At 70.0% G+C, this 14,743-nt stretch carries 14 protein-coding genes; 12 read left to right on the top strand and 2 right to left on the bottom strand.

Features of this window, described 5'->3' with window-relative positions; translation table 11 throughout:
• Positions 1-311: 311 nt before the first annotated feature.
• From RKE29_RS03930 to RKE29_RS03900, 7 genes are all read left to right on the top strand, one after another.
• Positions 312-1,262 (top strand): hypothetical protein, encoded by a 951-nt coding sequence (locus tag RKE29_RS03930; RefSeq protein ID WP_312003608.1) that lies wholly within the window; start codon positions 312-314, stop codon positions 1,260-1,262.
• A gap of 71 nt (positions 1,263-1,333) precedes the next feature.
• Positions 1,334-2,014, top strand: a complete 681-nt coding sequence (locus RKE29_RS03925) for an ATP-binding protein (RefSeq protein ID WP_312003607.1) — start codon at positions 1,334-1,336, stop codon at positions 2,012-2,014.
• Between the two features lie 130 nt (positions 2,015-2,144).
• Positions 2,145-2,975, top strand: coding sequence for a DUF2637 domain-containing protein (locus tag RKE29_RS03920; RefSeq protein WP_312003590.1), 831 nt, complete (start codon positions 2,145-2,147; stop codon positions 2,973-2,975).
• Positions 2,976-3,280: 305 nt separating this feature from the next.
• Positions 3,281-3,691, top strand: coding sequence for a hypothetical protein (locus tag RKE29_RS03915; RefSeq protein ID WP_312003589.1), 411 nt, complete (start codon positions 3,281-3,283; stop codon positions 3,689-3,691).
• Positions 3,688-5,376, top strand: coding sequence for a mobilization protein (locus tag RKE29_RS03910; protein WP_312003588.1), 1,689 nt, complete (start codon positions 3,688-3,690; stop codon positions 5,374-5,376). The genes RKE29_RS03915 and RKE29_RS03910 overlap by 4 nt, the downstream gene beginning before the upstream one ends.
• A gap of 152 nt (positions 5,377-5,528) precedes the next feature.
• Positions 5,529-6,578 carry an AAA family ATPase gene (locus RKE29_RS03905; protein ID WP_312003587.1) on the top strand — a complete coding sequence of 350 codons (1,050 nt, stop codon included), beginning with the start codon at positions 5,529-5,531 and terminating at the stop codon, positions 6,576-6,578.
• Positions 6,579-6,584: 6 nt separating this feature from the next.
• A complete protein-coding gene (locus RKE29_RS03900) occupies positions 6,585-7,193 on the top strand; it encodes a hypothetical protein (RefSeq protein WP_312003586.1) in 609 nt (202 codons plus the stop codon).
• Between the two features lie 62 nt (positions 7,194-7,255).
• Here the strand turns inward: RKE29_RS03900 and RKE29_RS03895 are convergent, their stop codons facing one another.
• Both RKE29_RS03895 and RKE29_RS03890 read right to left on the bottom strand, forming a co-directional pair.
• A complete protein-coding gene (locus RKE29_RS03895) occupies positions 7,256-8,239 on the bottom strand; it encodes an FAD-dependent oxidoreductase (protein WP_312003585.1) in 984 nt (327 codons plus the stop codon).
• A 10-nt stretch (positions 8,240-8,249) separates the two neighbouring features.
• Positions 8,250-9,695, bottom strand: coding sequence for a carph-isopro domain-containing protein (locus RKE29_RS03890; protein WP_312003584.1), 1,446 nt, complete (start codon positions 9,693-9,695; stop codon positions 8,250-8,252).
• Positions 9,696-10,035: 340 nt separating this feature from the next.
• Between RKE29_RS03890 and RKE29_RS03885 the strand changes: the two genes are divergently transcribed.
• The 5 genes from RKE29_RS03885 to RKE29_RS03865 all read left to right on the top strand — a co-directional run bounded on the left by RKE29_RS03885 (position 10,036) and on the right by RKE29_RS03865 (position 14,654).
• The gene (locus RKE29_RS03885) at positions 10,036-10,458 is read left to right on the top strand and encodes an ATP-binding protein (protein WP_312003583.1); all 423 of its coding nucleotides are present in this window, start codon (positions 10,036-10,038) and stop codon (positions 10,456-10,458) included.
• A gap of 89 nt (positions 10,459-10,547) precedes the next feature.
• On the top strand, positions 10,548-11,543 hold the full coding sequence (locus tag RKE29_RS03880) for a D-2-hydroxyacid dehydrogenase (RefSeq protein ID WP_312003582.1): 996 nt from the start codon (positions 10,548-10,550) through the stop codon (positions 11,541-11,543).
• Positions 11,544-11,546: 3 nt separating this feature from the next.
• Positions 11,547-12,662 (top strand): GTP 3',8-cyclase MoaA, encoded by a 1,116-nt coding sequence (locus RKE29_RS03875; RefSeq protein ID WP_312003581.1) that lies wholly within the window; start codon positions 11,547-11,549, stop codon positions 12,660-12,662.
• 106 nt (positions 12,663-12,768) lie between these two features.
• A complete protein-coding gene (locus RKE29_RS03870; RefSeq protein WP_312003580.1) occupies positions 12,769-13,788 on the top strand; it encodes a hypothetical protein in 1,020 nt (339 codons plus the stop codon).
• A 26-nt stretch (positions 13,789-13,814) separates the two neighbouring features.
• Positions 13,815-14,654, top strand: a complete 840-nt coding sequence (locus tag RKE29_RS03865; RefSeq protein WP_312003579.1) for a radical SAM protein — start codon at positions 13,815-13,817, stop codon at positions 14,652-14,654.
• Positions 14,655-14,743 lie beyond the last annotated feature (89 nt).

The following is a 14,743-nucleotide window of genomic DNA, read 5'->3' as shown; positions in this document are numbered from 1 at the left end:
AACCGTACCACGCGTTCTGCGGTTGGCAAGACACTCCTGCGATCGGCAAGGTATGTGGCATGATGGACGTCGGCCCGCCCTACCCGGGTCGGCCCTGGAGAAACGAAAAAGCCCCCGGTGCTGCGAACACCGAGGGCCCAAGCAGAAGCACCCCATAACCGCCCATCCCTGAACGATCACCACCGGCCACACGGGGGTTGCCGCCCCCAAAGCACGGCCGGGTGAGGAGTCTCCTTGCGTCAGACTACGACGCCCCACACCCACACCGCACGCCCCCCGCGCCATCCGGCGCCGACGGCCGGGCGGTGACCGTGGCGCGCATCCGCACCGTCAAGCCGGAGATGTTCATCTCCGAGACCCTGGCCTCGGTGTCCCTGACCGCCGAGCGCACCTTCACCGGCCTGCTCACTCAGGCCGACGACGAAGGCCGCCACCGCGACAACGCCGCCGTCATCGCCGGAGCCCTGTGGCCCCTGCGTCCGGAGCACACTGCCGTCCACGTCGAAGACGACCTCCAGCAGCTCGCCGACACCGGCCTGATCTGCCGCTACACCGCTGCGGACGGCAAACGCTACCTCCACCTGGTCAACTGGCACCTACACCAGAAGATCAACCGCCCCAGTGCCTCCCGCCTCCCCTCCTGCCCCCACCACGGCGCACCGGCCGACACTCACGGAGGACTCACCGAGCCCTCAAACACCCACCGCACCCAGCCTCCGACCGGCACCACCCGACCGCACCAGACCAAGCTCCCGCGATTCGACGCGCAGGCGCCCACCGACTTCCCCTGCAACAGCCCCTACGGAGAACCCGCAGGTCACAGGGCTGACGACGAGGACTCACTGAGCCCTCACGGCGGCATCCGTGAGGCGTCACCGTCTGGATCTAGGATCGTGGATCCTGGATCAGTCCTTACGGGGGACGCCAGCGCCCCCGCGCCGAACCCCATCACGCCGTCCCCCACCGCACCGGACCTGGTCGCCGAGTACGTAACCGCCTGCCGCAACCGGCCCCCGCAGCGGCACCTCGCCCGCCTCGGCAAGGAGATCAAGGCCCTTCTCGGCGAAGGCATTCACCCCGACCACCTCCGCGCCGGGCTCGAACGGCTGCGCACCAAGGGCCTGGACCCCGTCGTCCTGCCCAGCGTGGTCAACGAGGCGATGAACGCCGACCGCCCCGGTGACCCGCCGCCCTCCGCGACGTGGCACCAGGCGTGGACCAACCCCGCCGACATCCAGGACGCGTACGGGGGCGCCCTGTGACCCGCCGCCCGCATCCGCGCCCGCACGGCGCTCGCGACCCCCAGCACGCCGCCGACGCCCTGCGCCGACGCATGGCGGACCTGCTCACCGCCCGCAGCCTCACCCCCGACAGCGCCGTCCTCACCCCCGACAGCACCGTCCCGGACCCCGGCACCGCTACGGACCCCGAGCGCCAACCCACCCCGCTGGAGCTGGCCGAACGCCGGATCCCACCGCGCTACCGCCACGCACAGCCCGACCACCCCCAGGTCACCACCTGGATCCAGCAGGTCGTCCTCGCCGCCAGGCCGGGTCCAAGCGGCGCCCCAGGCATCGCCACCGGCCCCTCGCTGCTGATCGCCGGACCGACCGGCGTCGGCAAGACGCACCAGGCGTACGGCGCCGTACGCGGCCTCCTCCACGCCGGAGTCCGTCTGCGCTGGCAGATGACCACGGCCGCCGACCTCTACGCCGCCCACCGGCCCCGCCCCGGCCACGACAGCGAACGCCACCTGCGCGACCTCGCCCGCTGCCCCCTCCTGCTCATCGACGACCTCGGAGCCGCGAAGGCCAGCGAGTGGACCGAGGAGCTGACCTACCGGCTCATCAACTCCCGCTACGAGCACCTGCTCCCCACCGTCCTGACCACCAACCTCCCCACCCGCGACCTGCGCACCGCCCTCGGCGACCGCGTCGCCTCCCGCCTCGCGGAGATGACCGAACGCGTCGTCCTCACCGGCCCCGACCGCAGACGCCACCCGAGCGCCTCGTAGCACGCCCCGCGCCCGCGCGCCCCTCACGCCCTCGCCCCTATCCGCCCCGGCCGCGACGAAGCCGGACCGCCAGTGGGGCGAGTCCGCGCACCCGCCACCCCGCCGGTTCCCCTGCCCGGAGTACCACCGCATGCCCTCCCCCAGCACCACCCCGCCCGCACTGACGGCGACCGCCGCGATCCGCGCGGGCGTCGCCCTGCTCGGCGCCACCGGCTTCGTCCTCTCCTACGACGCCCTACGCCAGATGGCCGCCGCCATCCACGTCCGCGAGCCGCTGACCTACGCCTTCCCTCTGGTGATCGACGGGTTCATCGCCATCGGCGTCGGTGCCCTGCTCCTCCTGCGCACCGCGCCCCTGCGCTCCCGGCTGTACGTGTGGACCCTCGTCATCACCGCCACCGCCACCAGCATCTGGGCCAACGCCCTCCACGCCATCCGCCTCAACCAGCAACACCGCCACACCGGCCTCCACCTCGGCAACCCCACGGTCGGCGCCCTCTCCGCCATCGCTCCGCTCGCCCTCGCCGGAGCCGTCCACCTCTACCTCGTCATCCGCCGCCACCCCACCCCCGTACCGGCCTCGCCCACCGCCCACCTCACCACCGCCATCCGCCACGACCAGGCCACGGCCCCGCCCCGCAAACTCACCCCCGAAACGGACGCCGGAGGCCGACACCAGCCCACGCCACACCCCAACGGCCACGTGGCGGAAAGCATCGCCGACAAGGCGGAAGCCCAGGGCATGCCCGGAAAGCCCAAAGGCCGAAAACCCAGCGCCCCCATGGACGAGATCCTCGCCATCGGCCGCACCGCACCACGAGGACGCGACGGGCGCATCTCACGCCGAGCCGTCGAAACGGCGATCCGGACCCACGGCCACGCCATCGGCAAAGACCGCCTCGCCGAAGCCACCCGCCTCCTGCAAGACGAACTCGACCGCACCCACCCCGGCAGCGCCTGACCCAACCAGACCCCACACCACCACCAGACGGCCCCGGTCGTCCCCACGCAGGCCGGCCAGCGCGGGGCCCCACACCAACCAAGCGAGCCTGACCGCCCCACCCCGTCACCCACCGCCCCGAGGAGGCGATAAACGTGCGCCAGCACACCCCCGAGCCCACCAGCGTCCCGAACCCCGCGCCAACGCCGAACCAGCCCAGCGCCGTTGGCGGAGCAAGTAGGGGGATAAGGACTCCTTATCCCGACCCCGCCCCGGAGGGGGCAGGGCAGGCGGCCGACGAGGCTGCGGCAGCACCCGGCCCGGGGGTGCCGGAGGAGAAGTCGTTCGCGGAGCGGGTACGGCGGCGCAAGCGCGAGCCCCAGCGGCGCGAGCACCGCACACACCCGCGGTTCGGCGACGACGAGTGGGCCGCGCTCACCGCCGCCGCGAAGGCCAACCACTGCACGCCGGGCACCTTCACCGCGCTTGTGACCGCGCTGGCCTCCGGCCACGACGACCCGCGCGCCGCCATCGCCGACTTCCACGCAGGCATCCAGAAGCTCGGCAAAGCCACCACCGAGCTGTCCCGCATCGGCAACCTCCTCAACCAGGAGACCCGCTACCTCCACCAGGGCGGCGAGTTCTACCAGGCACACATGCACCTCCTGGCCCGCATCGAACAAGCCGTCGACGCCGTGGAAGACACCGCCGTACGACTGGTACGAGACCCGAAGTGATCGTCAAGCCCATCGAGGTCCGCGACTTCGCCTACAAGACCGTCCGCTACCTCTTCGGACCAGGCCGCCACAACGAACACACCGACCCGCACCTGATCGCCTCCTGGAACGGCTACGCCCCCGACCCCGGCCGCCACCCGGAACGCCACACCGTCGGCCAACTCGCCGCCCGGCTCGACGTGCCGATCAAAGCCCTGCGCGAACACCTCCGCCCGGAGGTGAAGTACCTGCACATCCCCCTGCGCGCCGCCCCCGGCGACCGCCACCTCACCGACGACGAATGGGCCGGCGTCGCGCGCCGCGTCCTCCGCGCCGCACGCCTCGCGCCCGAAGGCGACGACCAGGCGTGCCGGTGGATCGCGGTCCGGCACGCCGACGACCACATCCACCTCCTGGTCACCCTCGTACGACAGGACGGGCGTGCCCCCGACCTGCCCCGCAGGTACATCCAGGTCATGCGCCGCGAAGTCGACCGCATCGAAACCGACCTCGGCCTGCGCCGCCTCAAACCCGGCGACGGCACCGCCGCCAAACGCCCCGGCCACCGCGAACACTTCAAGGCCCACCGCCAAGGACACACAGCAGAAAGCGTCCGGCTGCGCACCGCCGTACGCCAAGCGCTGGCCGCGTCCGCCACCGTCGACGAACTCGTCACCCACCTCGCCGACCGGGGCGTGCTGGCCGACATCGCCCGCAAACCCTCCGGCGACATCCGCGGCATCACCTTCGCCCACCAACCCACCGACGGGAACAAGGCGGTGTGGTTCTCCGGCAGCAAGCTCGCCCCCGACCTCTCCCTCCCCAAGATCCTCAACCGGCTCCGCGCCGCCCAGCACTTCACCACCGGCTACCACCCCGGCGACCCCTGGCGCCACGCCGCCCGCGCCCTCCACACCCTCCCCACCGTCCTCGGCCAAGCCGACGAGCAGGCCGCCGCCGACCACATCCACGCCTTCGGCGCCCTCCTCGACGCCGCCGCCCAAGCCGCACCCGCGACCACGCCCGTCGAACTCCGCCAGGCCGCAGCCGCCTACGAACGCGCCACCCGCGCCCGCCAGGAAGCCGACTACCAGGCAGGCCGAGCCCTACGAGAACTCGCCTACCAACTCACCCGCGCCCCCGCATCCGACGAGACCCTCGCCTGGCTGCTGTGCGCCGCCATCATCGCGATGATCGCCATAACCCGCTGGCACCGGGCCCGCCACCACCAGCAACAAGAAGAGGCCGCACGCCAGGCCCTCGCCCACCTTCAGGTCGCCTACCGGCGAACCGCCGCCGCGCCCATAGCCGCCATCGCCGCGCAAGCACCGGACCCACGGATCGCCAGCCGCTGGGAGACCCGCATCCGCACACTGCTCCCCGAGGCAGCCGACCGCGTCATCACCGACCCCGCATGGCCCGCCCTCGCCGCCACCCTCCACCTCGCCCACCTCACCGGCAGCAAGCCCGAATCGCTCATCACCTCCGAAGGCGCCAGGGAGGCACTCGCCGGCACGGAGCACCCCGCCGCCCGAACAGCAGCACCAGCGCGCCCGAAGCGCGGTTCTGCGCACCTCTCAGCAGTACAGCGTCGACCAGCCGCAAGCCACCAGCACGCCAACCCACCACCGCCAAGCCGTGCACCCGACCACCAACCACAGGCGCTGACGGAGAAGACACACCAGAAACGAGCGCGTCAACCGTAGGACGGGGTTCGGCACGGGCCGACCCACCAGGTCCTTGCAGCCTGACCGAGACTACGAAACAACGAAGGGCTTGGCCGCTGAGAGGTCAGGCCCTTCGTTTTCGACTGGGGGATAAGGTAGGATTCTTCTATCCGAGGTGAAGGATACGTTCAATGGAAAAAATTGCCTTGTTCAACCACAAAGGCGGAGTAAGCAAGACCACCACCGTCTTCAATCTAGGGTGGATGCTAGCAGAACAGGGCAAGAAGGTCCTAATGGTTGACTCGGACCCTCAATGCAATCTCACGGGGATGGTGCTGGGGTTCCAGGGAGCAGATGAGCTCGAACTTTTCTATGAGACACAAGGAAGAAATACCCTCCGTTCAGGATTGCTTCCGGCTTTTGAGGCGCAGCCCCGATCTATCGAACCGGTTGAGGTGGTTTCTGTTACTGGACGCCCCGGCCTTCACCTCTTGGCCGGAGACTTGCGTCTGGCTGAGCTTGAGGTCACTCTAGGGATCGCACAAGAATTGTCTGCCGCGATTCAGGCGCTTCAAAACCTCCCAGGTAGCTTGAATTTCTTGATCAATGCAACGGGCGAACATATCGGCGTAGACTACGTGCTAATCGATTTGAGTCCAGGGCTCGGCGCAATCAATCAAAACCTCGTATCAATTAGCGATTACATGATCCTGCCGACATCGCCAGACATCTTTTCAGTTATGGCGATTGACTCGCTGGCGCGAGTCCTTCCTCGCTGGAAACTATGGGCTGATCAGGCTAGCAAGATGCCCGTACTGAGGGATGCAGCATATCCGTTCCCTGAACCTAATCTGAAAGTCCTGGGAACTGTAATTCAAAAGTTTCGCCCCCGTAAGGGACGCCCAGCCTCGGCGTTTCAACGCTGGATCGATCAGATTGATTTCGCCGTAGAGACAAGGTTGCGTCCAGCTCTTGAAGCAGAGAGCTTGCTCCTACCTTCGGAGATCTACAGGAGCTGTGGAATCGACGCGGGGCTCAATCTGGCTTTGATTGCCGATTTTAACAGCTTGATCTCTCGTTCCCAGGAACACGCAACGCCCGTTTTCTCCTTGACTGAGGGGCAACTGGCTGCAGTTGGTGACGTTCTGGAAAATTTCATTTCATCCCGAGATTCATTCCATGCCGACTTCAATGCGCTAGCGCAACGCATTGACTCCTTGATCGAAGGCTCGAAGGCCTGATGCGCCGTGCCAACTCCTGAAGTTCTGCTATTCAAGCAAAATATCACGTACGCAAGAGATCTGATCGCGACTGCTTCTGCACTGAGAGCGCAAGTTACGGCAGTTATCAACACCGATGATTTGCTAAGATCTGCACTCGTTCAAGGCGTCAGCGCCTTCGATCATTATGTTCATGAAGAAGTGCGTGCGCGGATGATCGCTACGCAATTGGGGCAACACCGGCGCGCCAATGGGTACGACAAGTTTCGTGTTAGCTTAGCGTCTGTGAGTGCAGCGCTCACTGTTGGTGGAGCTGCTTGGCTGGAACAGGAGATCCGTGAGCAGCACGGCTATCTAAGTTTCCAGCAGCCCGATAAAGTAGCCGATGCCTTTCGGTTAGTGAGCGATGTCTCTATCTGGACAGAAACAGCGAGGCAACTCGAAACGAAGCCCGAAGATGTCAAACGCCAACTAAAACTAATTGTCGATCGCCGAAATAAGATCGTCCACGCAGCTGACACAGATCCCACTCCACCACGATCGAGATACCCTATCGGCGAAGCAATGGTCCGCGACAGCATTAACTTCCTAGAGAGAGTCGTCGACGCAATATCGGCCGTACTTGAGCTTGAATAATTCTGCTTTTTGGCGTCGTGTTGCATTTTCGCTGCTTCGAACCGAGCCTTCTTCCGGGGGCGTCACCACCATGAGCAAGCGTGAGACTCGTTGTCAGGTCGAATGGCCAGTTCTCGAATCCGGGCCGCGCACCCCCACGACAACGTCACCCCGGCCCCGCCGTGCCCGTAGTTGTGCACCACCAGCCGCCCGCTCGGCAACCGCTCCGCCTCCACCCGCACAGCGTCCCGCGTCGGCCGGGCCCCGACCCGATGCTCAAGAACCCGGGAACCGGCCAGCCGGGGCTCGACCGCCGCGCACCGCTCCACGATCGCCGCCGCGGCCTTCGCGTCCGGGGCCAGGCTGCCCTCCCCGTCGACGGCGGTCCCGCCCAGCACGACCGTCTGCCCCTGCGGGTAGATGCACAGCAGGTCCGGCGACAGACCCGTGTCCTCGGAGAAGAAGTCGGTCAGCCCCGGATTGGCGACCACCACGTGCTGCCCCCGGACCGGCCGCAGACCCGCGTCCGGCACCAGCTCCCGAGCACCCAGCCCCGCACAGTTCACGATCACCGACGCCGCCCCCACCTCCCCAAGTGAGCCGACCCTGCGCCGCTCCACCCTCCCCCCGGCCGCCCGCAGCCGCCGCAGGAGGTACCCCAGGTAGACCGGCATGTCGATCAGCGGCACCGTGAACCGGTACCCGGACCGGAAGCCCACCGGCAATTCCTCGCCCTCGCACGGCCGGAAGCCCGGCAGCGCCGTCGCCCACTCCGGCGGCGCCTCAGCGTGCCGCGATGCCTCGATGCCGCCGACCAGGCGGACCCCGGTGGCCGGATCACCGGCCAGCTCGCGGAAGACCTCCAGGGAGTGGCGGCTCCACCGGTCGACCTTGTCCTTCGGCTCGACCAGGTACGGCCCCCACATCGCCCCCGCCGCCAAGGACGTCCTCCCCGGGACCTCCTCCGCGACCACCCGCACGCGCCACCCGGACTCCGCCAGCAGGACAGCCGCCGTCAGCCCCGCCACGCCCGCCCCGACGACGACAACGCCCTCCTCCGTGTCCATGGCAACGACCCTACCCAGACCCGTGCGCAACGCCCGCCGGGTGCCGGGACAGCGCCTCTTCGAGCTGCGGGAGGAAGCCCCGGACGTACGGATTGCGCTGGCGCCGCCGCAGGTCGGTGGCGAGCTGGTGGAGCAGGGCCGCGCTGCGCGGGGAGCGGACCGTCTCCAGCCGCGCGGCGGCGGTCTGGCCCACCTGGCAGGCCAGTTCGAGTTCGCCGCGAGCGCTGTGGCCGAGCGCCAGCCACGCTCCCTCGAACAGGGCACGCCGCTGGCTCGGGTCCCCTCGGTCGACTGTGTGCGCGCCCGTGTCCAGCAGGGTCGAACCCTCGGCGAGCCAGCTTCGGGCCGACGAGGTGGCCCCGCTGCGCTGCTGGGCGCGGCCCAGGTGGATGAGGGCGTATCCCGCCTGGCAGTCGAGGTGGTTGTCGGTGAGGAAGTACATCCAGCGCGGTTCATCGCCGCTGCCGCGTCGTTCGATCAGCTCGCGGGCCGTGTCCCGGGTGCGGGTGAAGTCGGTGGCCCGGCCCGCGACCGCGTACGCGTAGGCCAGCCGCGACAGGACCGACGCCCGTACGGTGACGGGGGCGGCCTCGCTGGCGCGGCGGGCGGCCTCGCCGAGCGCGATCGCGTCGGCGGGGTGGTGCCGGCTGGCCGCCTGGAAGGACAGGTCGGCGAGGATGTGGGCGGACAGCGGCAGGTCGTTCACCTGGTGGGCAGCCCGCAGTGCGGTGGCGAAGTACCGCTGGGCGAGTCCGTGATCGGCGGCGTCGAAGGCCATCCACCCCGCGAGCTGCCCGATCTCGGCGAAGGCCCGGATCAGGCGGGACGCCGCCGCCGACGGGTGGCCGCCTTCGCGCAGCAGCAGGCCCACGGCCCGGAACTGGGCGCCGACGTACGGCAGGTGCCGGGCGCCACCGTGCTCGTCGTCGAGGAGTTGGAGCCGCGGCACGTTGTGTTCGACCTGCTCCACCAGCGGGTCGGCCGACGCGCCGCCGGTCAAGCGGGGCGTGTAAGCGCCTCGCCCGGCGGTGCCGTCGAGGTACTGGGAGACGATCGCCGTCAGGCCGGAACCCGAGACCGCCAGGAAACGTCGGCGGTCGACGAGCCCTCCCAGCACCCAGTTCTCCACGATCTTCCTTAAGCCTTCGACGGTCCAGGGGCCGGTGAGGTCGGTATCGGCCGGTACGAGCATCGGGGACTCCGCCGCGCGGCCCTGCCACAGCTCGGCCACCGATACGACCCTGCCCAGCTCCTGGGATAGCACGTACGCGGCCATGGCTGGCAGGGGCGAACGGGGTACGCCTCCGCTGTCGCGCCAGTGGTACGGCGCCGACTCGGTCACCGTTCCGACGCCGAACACCCGGTTGAGCTTGCGGGCGAGAGCCTTGGGGCTCCAGCCCAGCTCGTCCAGGCAACCGGCCAGCGCGGCGTTCGGTTGACCTGGCCGTACACCCATCACAGACCACCTCGTGGTGCCGACGCTTCCCTGAACGCGAACCCGTCCATGGTGACGCCCGCGATCGGCCGCAGGGCCGCCATCGGCGGAAGTTGACCGAGTTGACCGCCTGATCCGCTCCTCGCGCCCCCTGCCCGTCGGATCTCCTGGAGATACGGCGGAAGGCGCGCGGCCTTCTCCACGGCGCGACGGACGTCAGAGCGAACGTCAGAAGGGAGGTCGGATCGTGAAACACCTTTCGGCCGTCTCCCCTACGCACCTCCGACCCGCGCCCGCCGGGCGGACGGAGCCCGAACCGGACCCCCGCTGCGCGGACGACCGCTCCGCCGGGTGCTTGATCATGGATCTGCCGTTCGGCCCCCTGGCAGCCGACGCCGCGCGCGGCGCGGTGGCCGTCGCCCTGAAGGCCAACAAGCTGTCCGGCCTTGTGGACGACGCCCAGCTCGCCAGTTCGGAGGCGGCCACCAACGCGGTGCAGCACGGCAGCCCGCCGCTGATCCTCGCGGTGGAGTGGGCGGCGGAGCCCCGCGGCACGGCCACCGTGGAGATCACGGTCACCGACGGCGGATGCCGCCGCGCGCCACGCCCTGCCCGGGCAGCCCTGCCGGAGGCCGACGCGGAACACGGTCGAGGGCTGTGGATCATGCAGGCCCTGTCCGCCGCCTGGTCCCTGGACATCGGCGCGGCGACCACCCGCGCCTGGTGCCGCCTGTCCGGCTCCGCCCGTACCCCAGACGCCGAAGCCGCACGGCGCGGCGACTGATCCGGCCTGTCCCGAGGAGGAGAGAGCACGGTGCTCATGCAGCCCGCGCGGTGGCCGCACGCCGCCACGTCAGGAGAAGGCGGTAGCCGATGAGCCCCGTCGTGCTGGTCTGCCTGCCCTCCCCGCACGACGTCTGGCGGCTGTCCCCGGATCACGAGGCGTCCCTGCGGTCCGACTTCCCGGACGCCGAGTTCCGTATCGTCGACTCCGGCGCGGTGGCCGACCAGCTCAAGGACGTGCACGTCTACCTGGGCCGGCGATTCGCCGCCGAGTGGTTCCCGCTGGCCCCGCACCTGGAGTGGATCGCCTCCCCGGCGGCCGGTACGGACCACCTGCCGGTCGCCGAGGCCGAAGCGGCCGGCGTGGCGCTGACCCGCTCGTACGGCTTCCACGGCCGCCCCATGGCCGAGCACGCCATGGGCCTGGTCCTCGGCTTCTCCCGCGGCCTGTTCGTCAGCAGCCGCCTTCAGCGGACCGACCTCGTGTGGAGGGACCGGCTGGCGGAGGAGTTCTTCGACCTGGCCGACGCCACCATGACCATCGTCGGCTGCGGCAGCATCGGCTCCCACCTCGCCAGCGCGGCCCGCGCGTTCGGCATGAACGTCATCGGAGTGCGCCGCACGCCGCCGCCCGACACGATCGAGGGCATCACCTGGATGGGCGCGGACCAGGCCCGACGGGCCATCGCCCGTGGCGACGTGGTGGTCAACCTGCTCCCGGCCACCGACGACACCAGGGGCTACTTCAGCGCCGAATTCTTCACCGCGTTCAAGCCCGGAGCGATGTTCCTCAACCTGGGCCGGGCCGCCACCGTGGACCACTCCGCGCTGCTGCACACCCTTGAGTCGGGACGTCTCCTCGGAGCGGCCCTGGACGTGACCGACCCGCAGCCCCTTCCCCTGGACCATCCGCTGCGGCACCACCCGCGGGTCGTCCTCACTCCCAAGAGCTCGACGCTCTCCCGCGGCTACATGGACGGCGCCGTGGCGTTCTTCGCCGACAACCTGCACCGCTACCTCTCCGGATGGCCGCTCAAGGGCCTGGTCACCGCGCCCGCGACCCGCCACCGGCGCGAAGGGGGCTGACCGATGCCCGCCGCCGCTCGTCACGCCCTGCTGACCGACTTCGCCGCCACCGGCCGCAACCACCCCTACCTGACCTTCGCCCTCAACTCCGTGTGCGACCTGGACTGCGTCTTCTGCGCGCCCCGCCGCATGCCGGACTACGGTCCCAAGGGCCGTCCGCTCACGGTGGACGACTACGCGGCCATCGCCCGCGAAGCCGGCACCTGGCGCGTACGGAAAGCCCACTGCTCCGGCGGCGAACCGACCCTGCGCGGCGACATCCTCGACCTGCTGGCCGCGATCGCGGGCGGCCTGGGCCCCGGAGCGGCGGTCGGCATGACCAGCCACGGCAACCTCCGCCGAGGGCTGACCGTCGACCGGCTCCGCCGGGCCGGGCTCACCCACCTCAACGTCAGCCTGCACAGCCTCGACCCGCGGCGATCGGCCGCCGTCATGGGCGGCGGCGACCCCGCCCGGGCGAGGGCCGCGATCGACGTCGCCCTCGCGTGCGGTGTCCAGGTGAAGGTCAACTGCGTGCTCCTGCGCTCCCACCTACGCGACGCGCTACGGGTCGCCGCCCTCGCCAGGACGCTGCCGGTCGCCGTGCGCCTCATCGAACTCCAGAACATCGGACCGGCCGGAGCCCTCTTCCCTACCGAGTTCGTCTCCGAGGCGGAGGTCCGCCCGTACCTGGCACGCTGGTTCGCCGACGCGGGAGAGGTCGACCGTACGGCACTCGGGGTGCGCAGCCCCGGCCGTTACCTCCGCCCCGACGGCTGGGCCGGGTCGATCGGCTTCATCGCCAACACGAGCTGCGCCACCTGCTCCGACGCCAACCGCATCAAGATCACACCCACCGGACTGGCCCGCCCCTGCGTCCTGCGCAACCGCGACATCGCCCTCAAGCCCCGCCTTGCGGACGCCACGCTCCCCGACGCCTTCGCTCACCTCTTCCGCGCCATCCTCGAACGCGACACCAACGAAGCATGGCCGGGCGTCCACCACGTCGACTACGACCTGCGCTGGGACCGCGTGGAGCGTCGCCGGGACACACCCGCGCTGCTGCCACTGGCCCGCGCCGGAGCCGCCCAGCCCTGCGCCGCGCGCGCCGGCCAACCCTCCCCCGGGGAGGTGCGGTGACCGCCCAGGCCCCGCTCGAAGCCGCCCCGCTGTACGCCGCGCTCAGCGCCCGCTACGAGCACGAGCTGCTGCACCACGGACTGGCCCTCGCCATGCTCACGCACAAGTGGCAGAGCGCCGACCTGCTCGCCCCGCACTCCGACCTCGACCTGCGCGTCCTCTGCACAGCGCTCCCGCCGACTGGCACGAGTGGAACGAGCGCCTGGCCGCCGCCCACACCGCCGCCGTCGCCCGCGACCCGGCCAACCGACGCCTGCTGGAACACCCGCCCGGCTACGCGTTCACGGTCTCCGAAGTCGACCGCCGCCGCGTCTCCCCTCCCGAACTGGCCACCTGGACCCTGATCAGCGGGCACCAGCGCACCTTCCATCGCTGGAAGTCCCACGCGCAGATGGTCCCGTGGAGCAGCCTGGACGAGCGCTTCTACTGCGCGATCCTCGACGCTCGCCTGCACGGCCGTTACCGACTCACAGACGACCACGCCGACAACGTCGCCCGGGACCTGCCCGGCTACCAGCGCCACTGCGTGGCCTGGCACTACCTCGCCCCTTGCTGGTTCGCCGCCGCCGCGCTGGCCACCCGCACCCGCTGCCCGGGAAAGTCCGCCGCCCTCGCCCAGTGGCGCCCGGCCGGCCTCGAACCGTACGCCGAGTCCTTCCTACGCCATGCCAGCGGCGCGGCACAGGATGCCACCCCGCACGAGCCCCCGCACGAGCTCCTGGCCACCGCGCACCGCGCCCTCGACGCTGCCCTGCGCCACGTTCCCACCGGGGCCGACACGCCGCCGCCCGCGGAAGAGACCGCCGAATCCCGCTCCGTGGCCTGGACCATGGCCGTCGGCATGCTCCGCGTACGCATGGCCCGCTGGCTGTACTACCTCGACCCGCCCGCCGACACCGCCACCGGCTACCTCATCGCGCGGGAGGCCAAGGAGCTACGCGCCGCCGCCAGCCTCCTGCGCTCACTGGCCGGAGACGAGGCGACCGCAGGCCAGCGGCTCACCGCCCGCATGGCCGACCTGCTGCCAACCGAACCCACCACCCCCGTCGTCCTCCGGCGCACCCTGACCGCCTGGCGACGGCACCGACACCTCGTGGAGGACTTCCTGAGCCTCCCCGCCGCCTAACGCCCGTGCTCCCAGAAAGCCACGCCATGCCGACCGAGACCCCCGGGGCCCGGACCCTGACCACAGCCAAGATCAAAATCACGACGAAGTGCAACCGGTCCTGCGGATTCTGCATCTTCGCCGACGGCGCCCGGGGCGCGAACATGCCGCTGGAGACCTTCTCCGCGATCCTGGACCGCCTGGAGACGGTCCCCTTCCAGCTCCTGCACATCAACGGCGGCGAACCCACCGTTCACCGCGACTTCCCCGCCCTCAGCCGCATCGCCCGCGCCCGCTTGCCCGACAGGACGACGGTGCTGGGCACCAACGCCATCACCCTGGCCCGCAACAAACGGCTCCTGGACGTCACCCTCGACTACTACGACCGCGTACTCATCGGCTGCGACGACGAACACGGCAACTACGCCGAGGTCCACGCCATCGTCCCCGTGCTGCGCGCGGCCGGGAAGACCGTCGTAGTCAACAGCGTCCTCGAAGGCATCGCCGCACACCGGCTCGCCGAGCTCGCTGACCTGTGCGCCTCGAACGGGGCCGTCCACGTCACCAACTACGTCCACCACATCGACGTCGGGCAGCCCGCCAACGAGCTGGGCGGGCGGTGCGCCCGCTACCTCGACCAGCACCTGATGATCGAACTCGACGGCTCCTGCTACCGCTGCTTCAACGCGATGGCCAAGGACGACAGCGAGTTCAGCGTCTGGGACGACGACTTCACGGCCAAGGTCTTCGCACCCCGTCGCCACCACTACCGCTTCTGTGCCCGGTGCCACGAGTACGCCGACTCCGGCGCGCCCGCCAACGAGCAGCCGCCGACGGTATGGGGCCCGAGAAGCCGGTCGGCACTGACTGCCCTCCGGGCGTGCTGACAGGCCGCTTCAGTCTCCGGCCCGTCCGACGACCACGTCCTCGGGCAGGCCGGACAGCAACACCATCCACATTCCAAACCGAGGAAGGG

Origin of the sequence: Streptomyces sp. B1866, assembly GCF_031932565.1 — a bacterium.
GTDB lineage: Bacteria > Actinomycetota > Actinomycetes > Streptomycetales > Streptomycetaceae > Streptomyces.
Note: the sequence above shows the minus strand (reverse complement) of the source record. Positions and strands in the feature narration are given on the sequence as shown.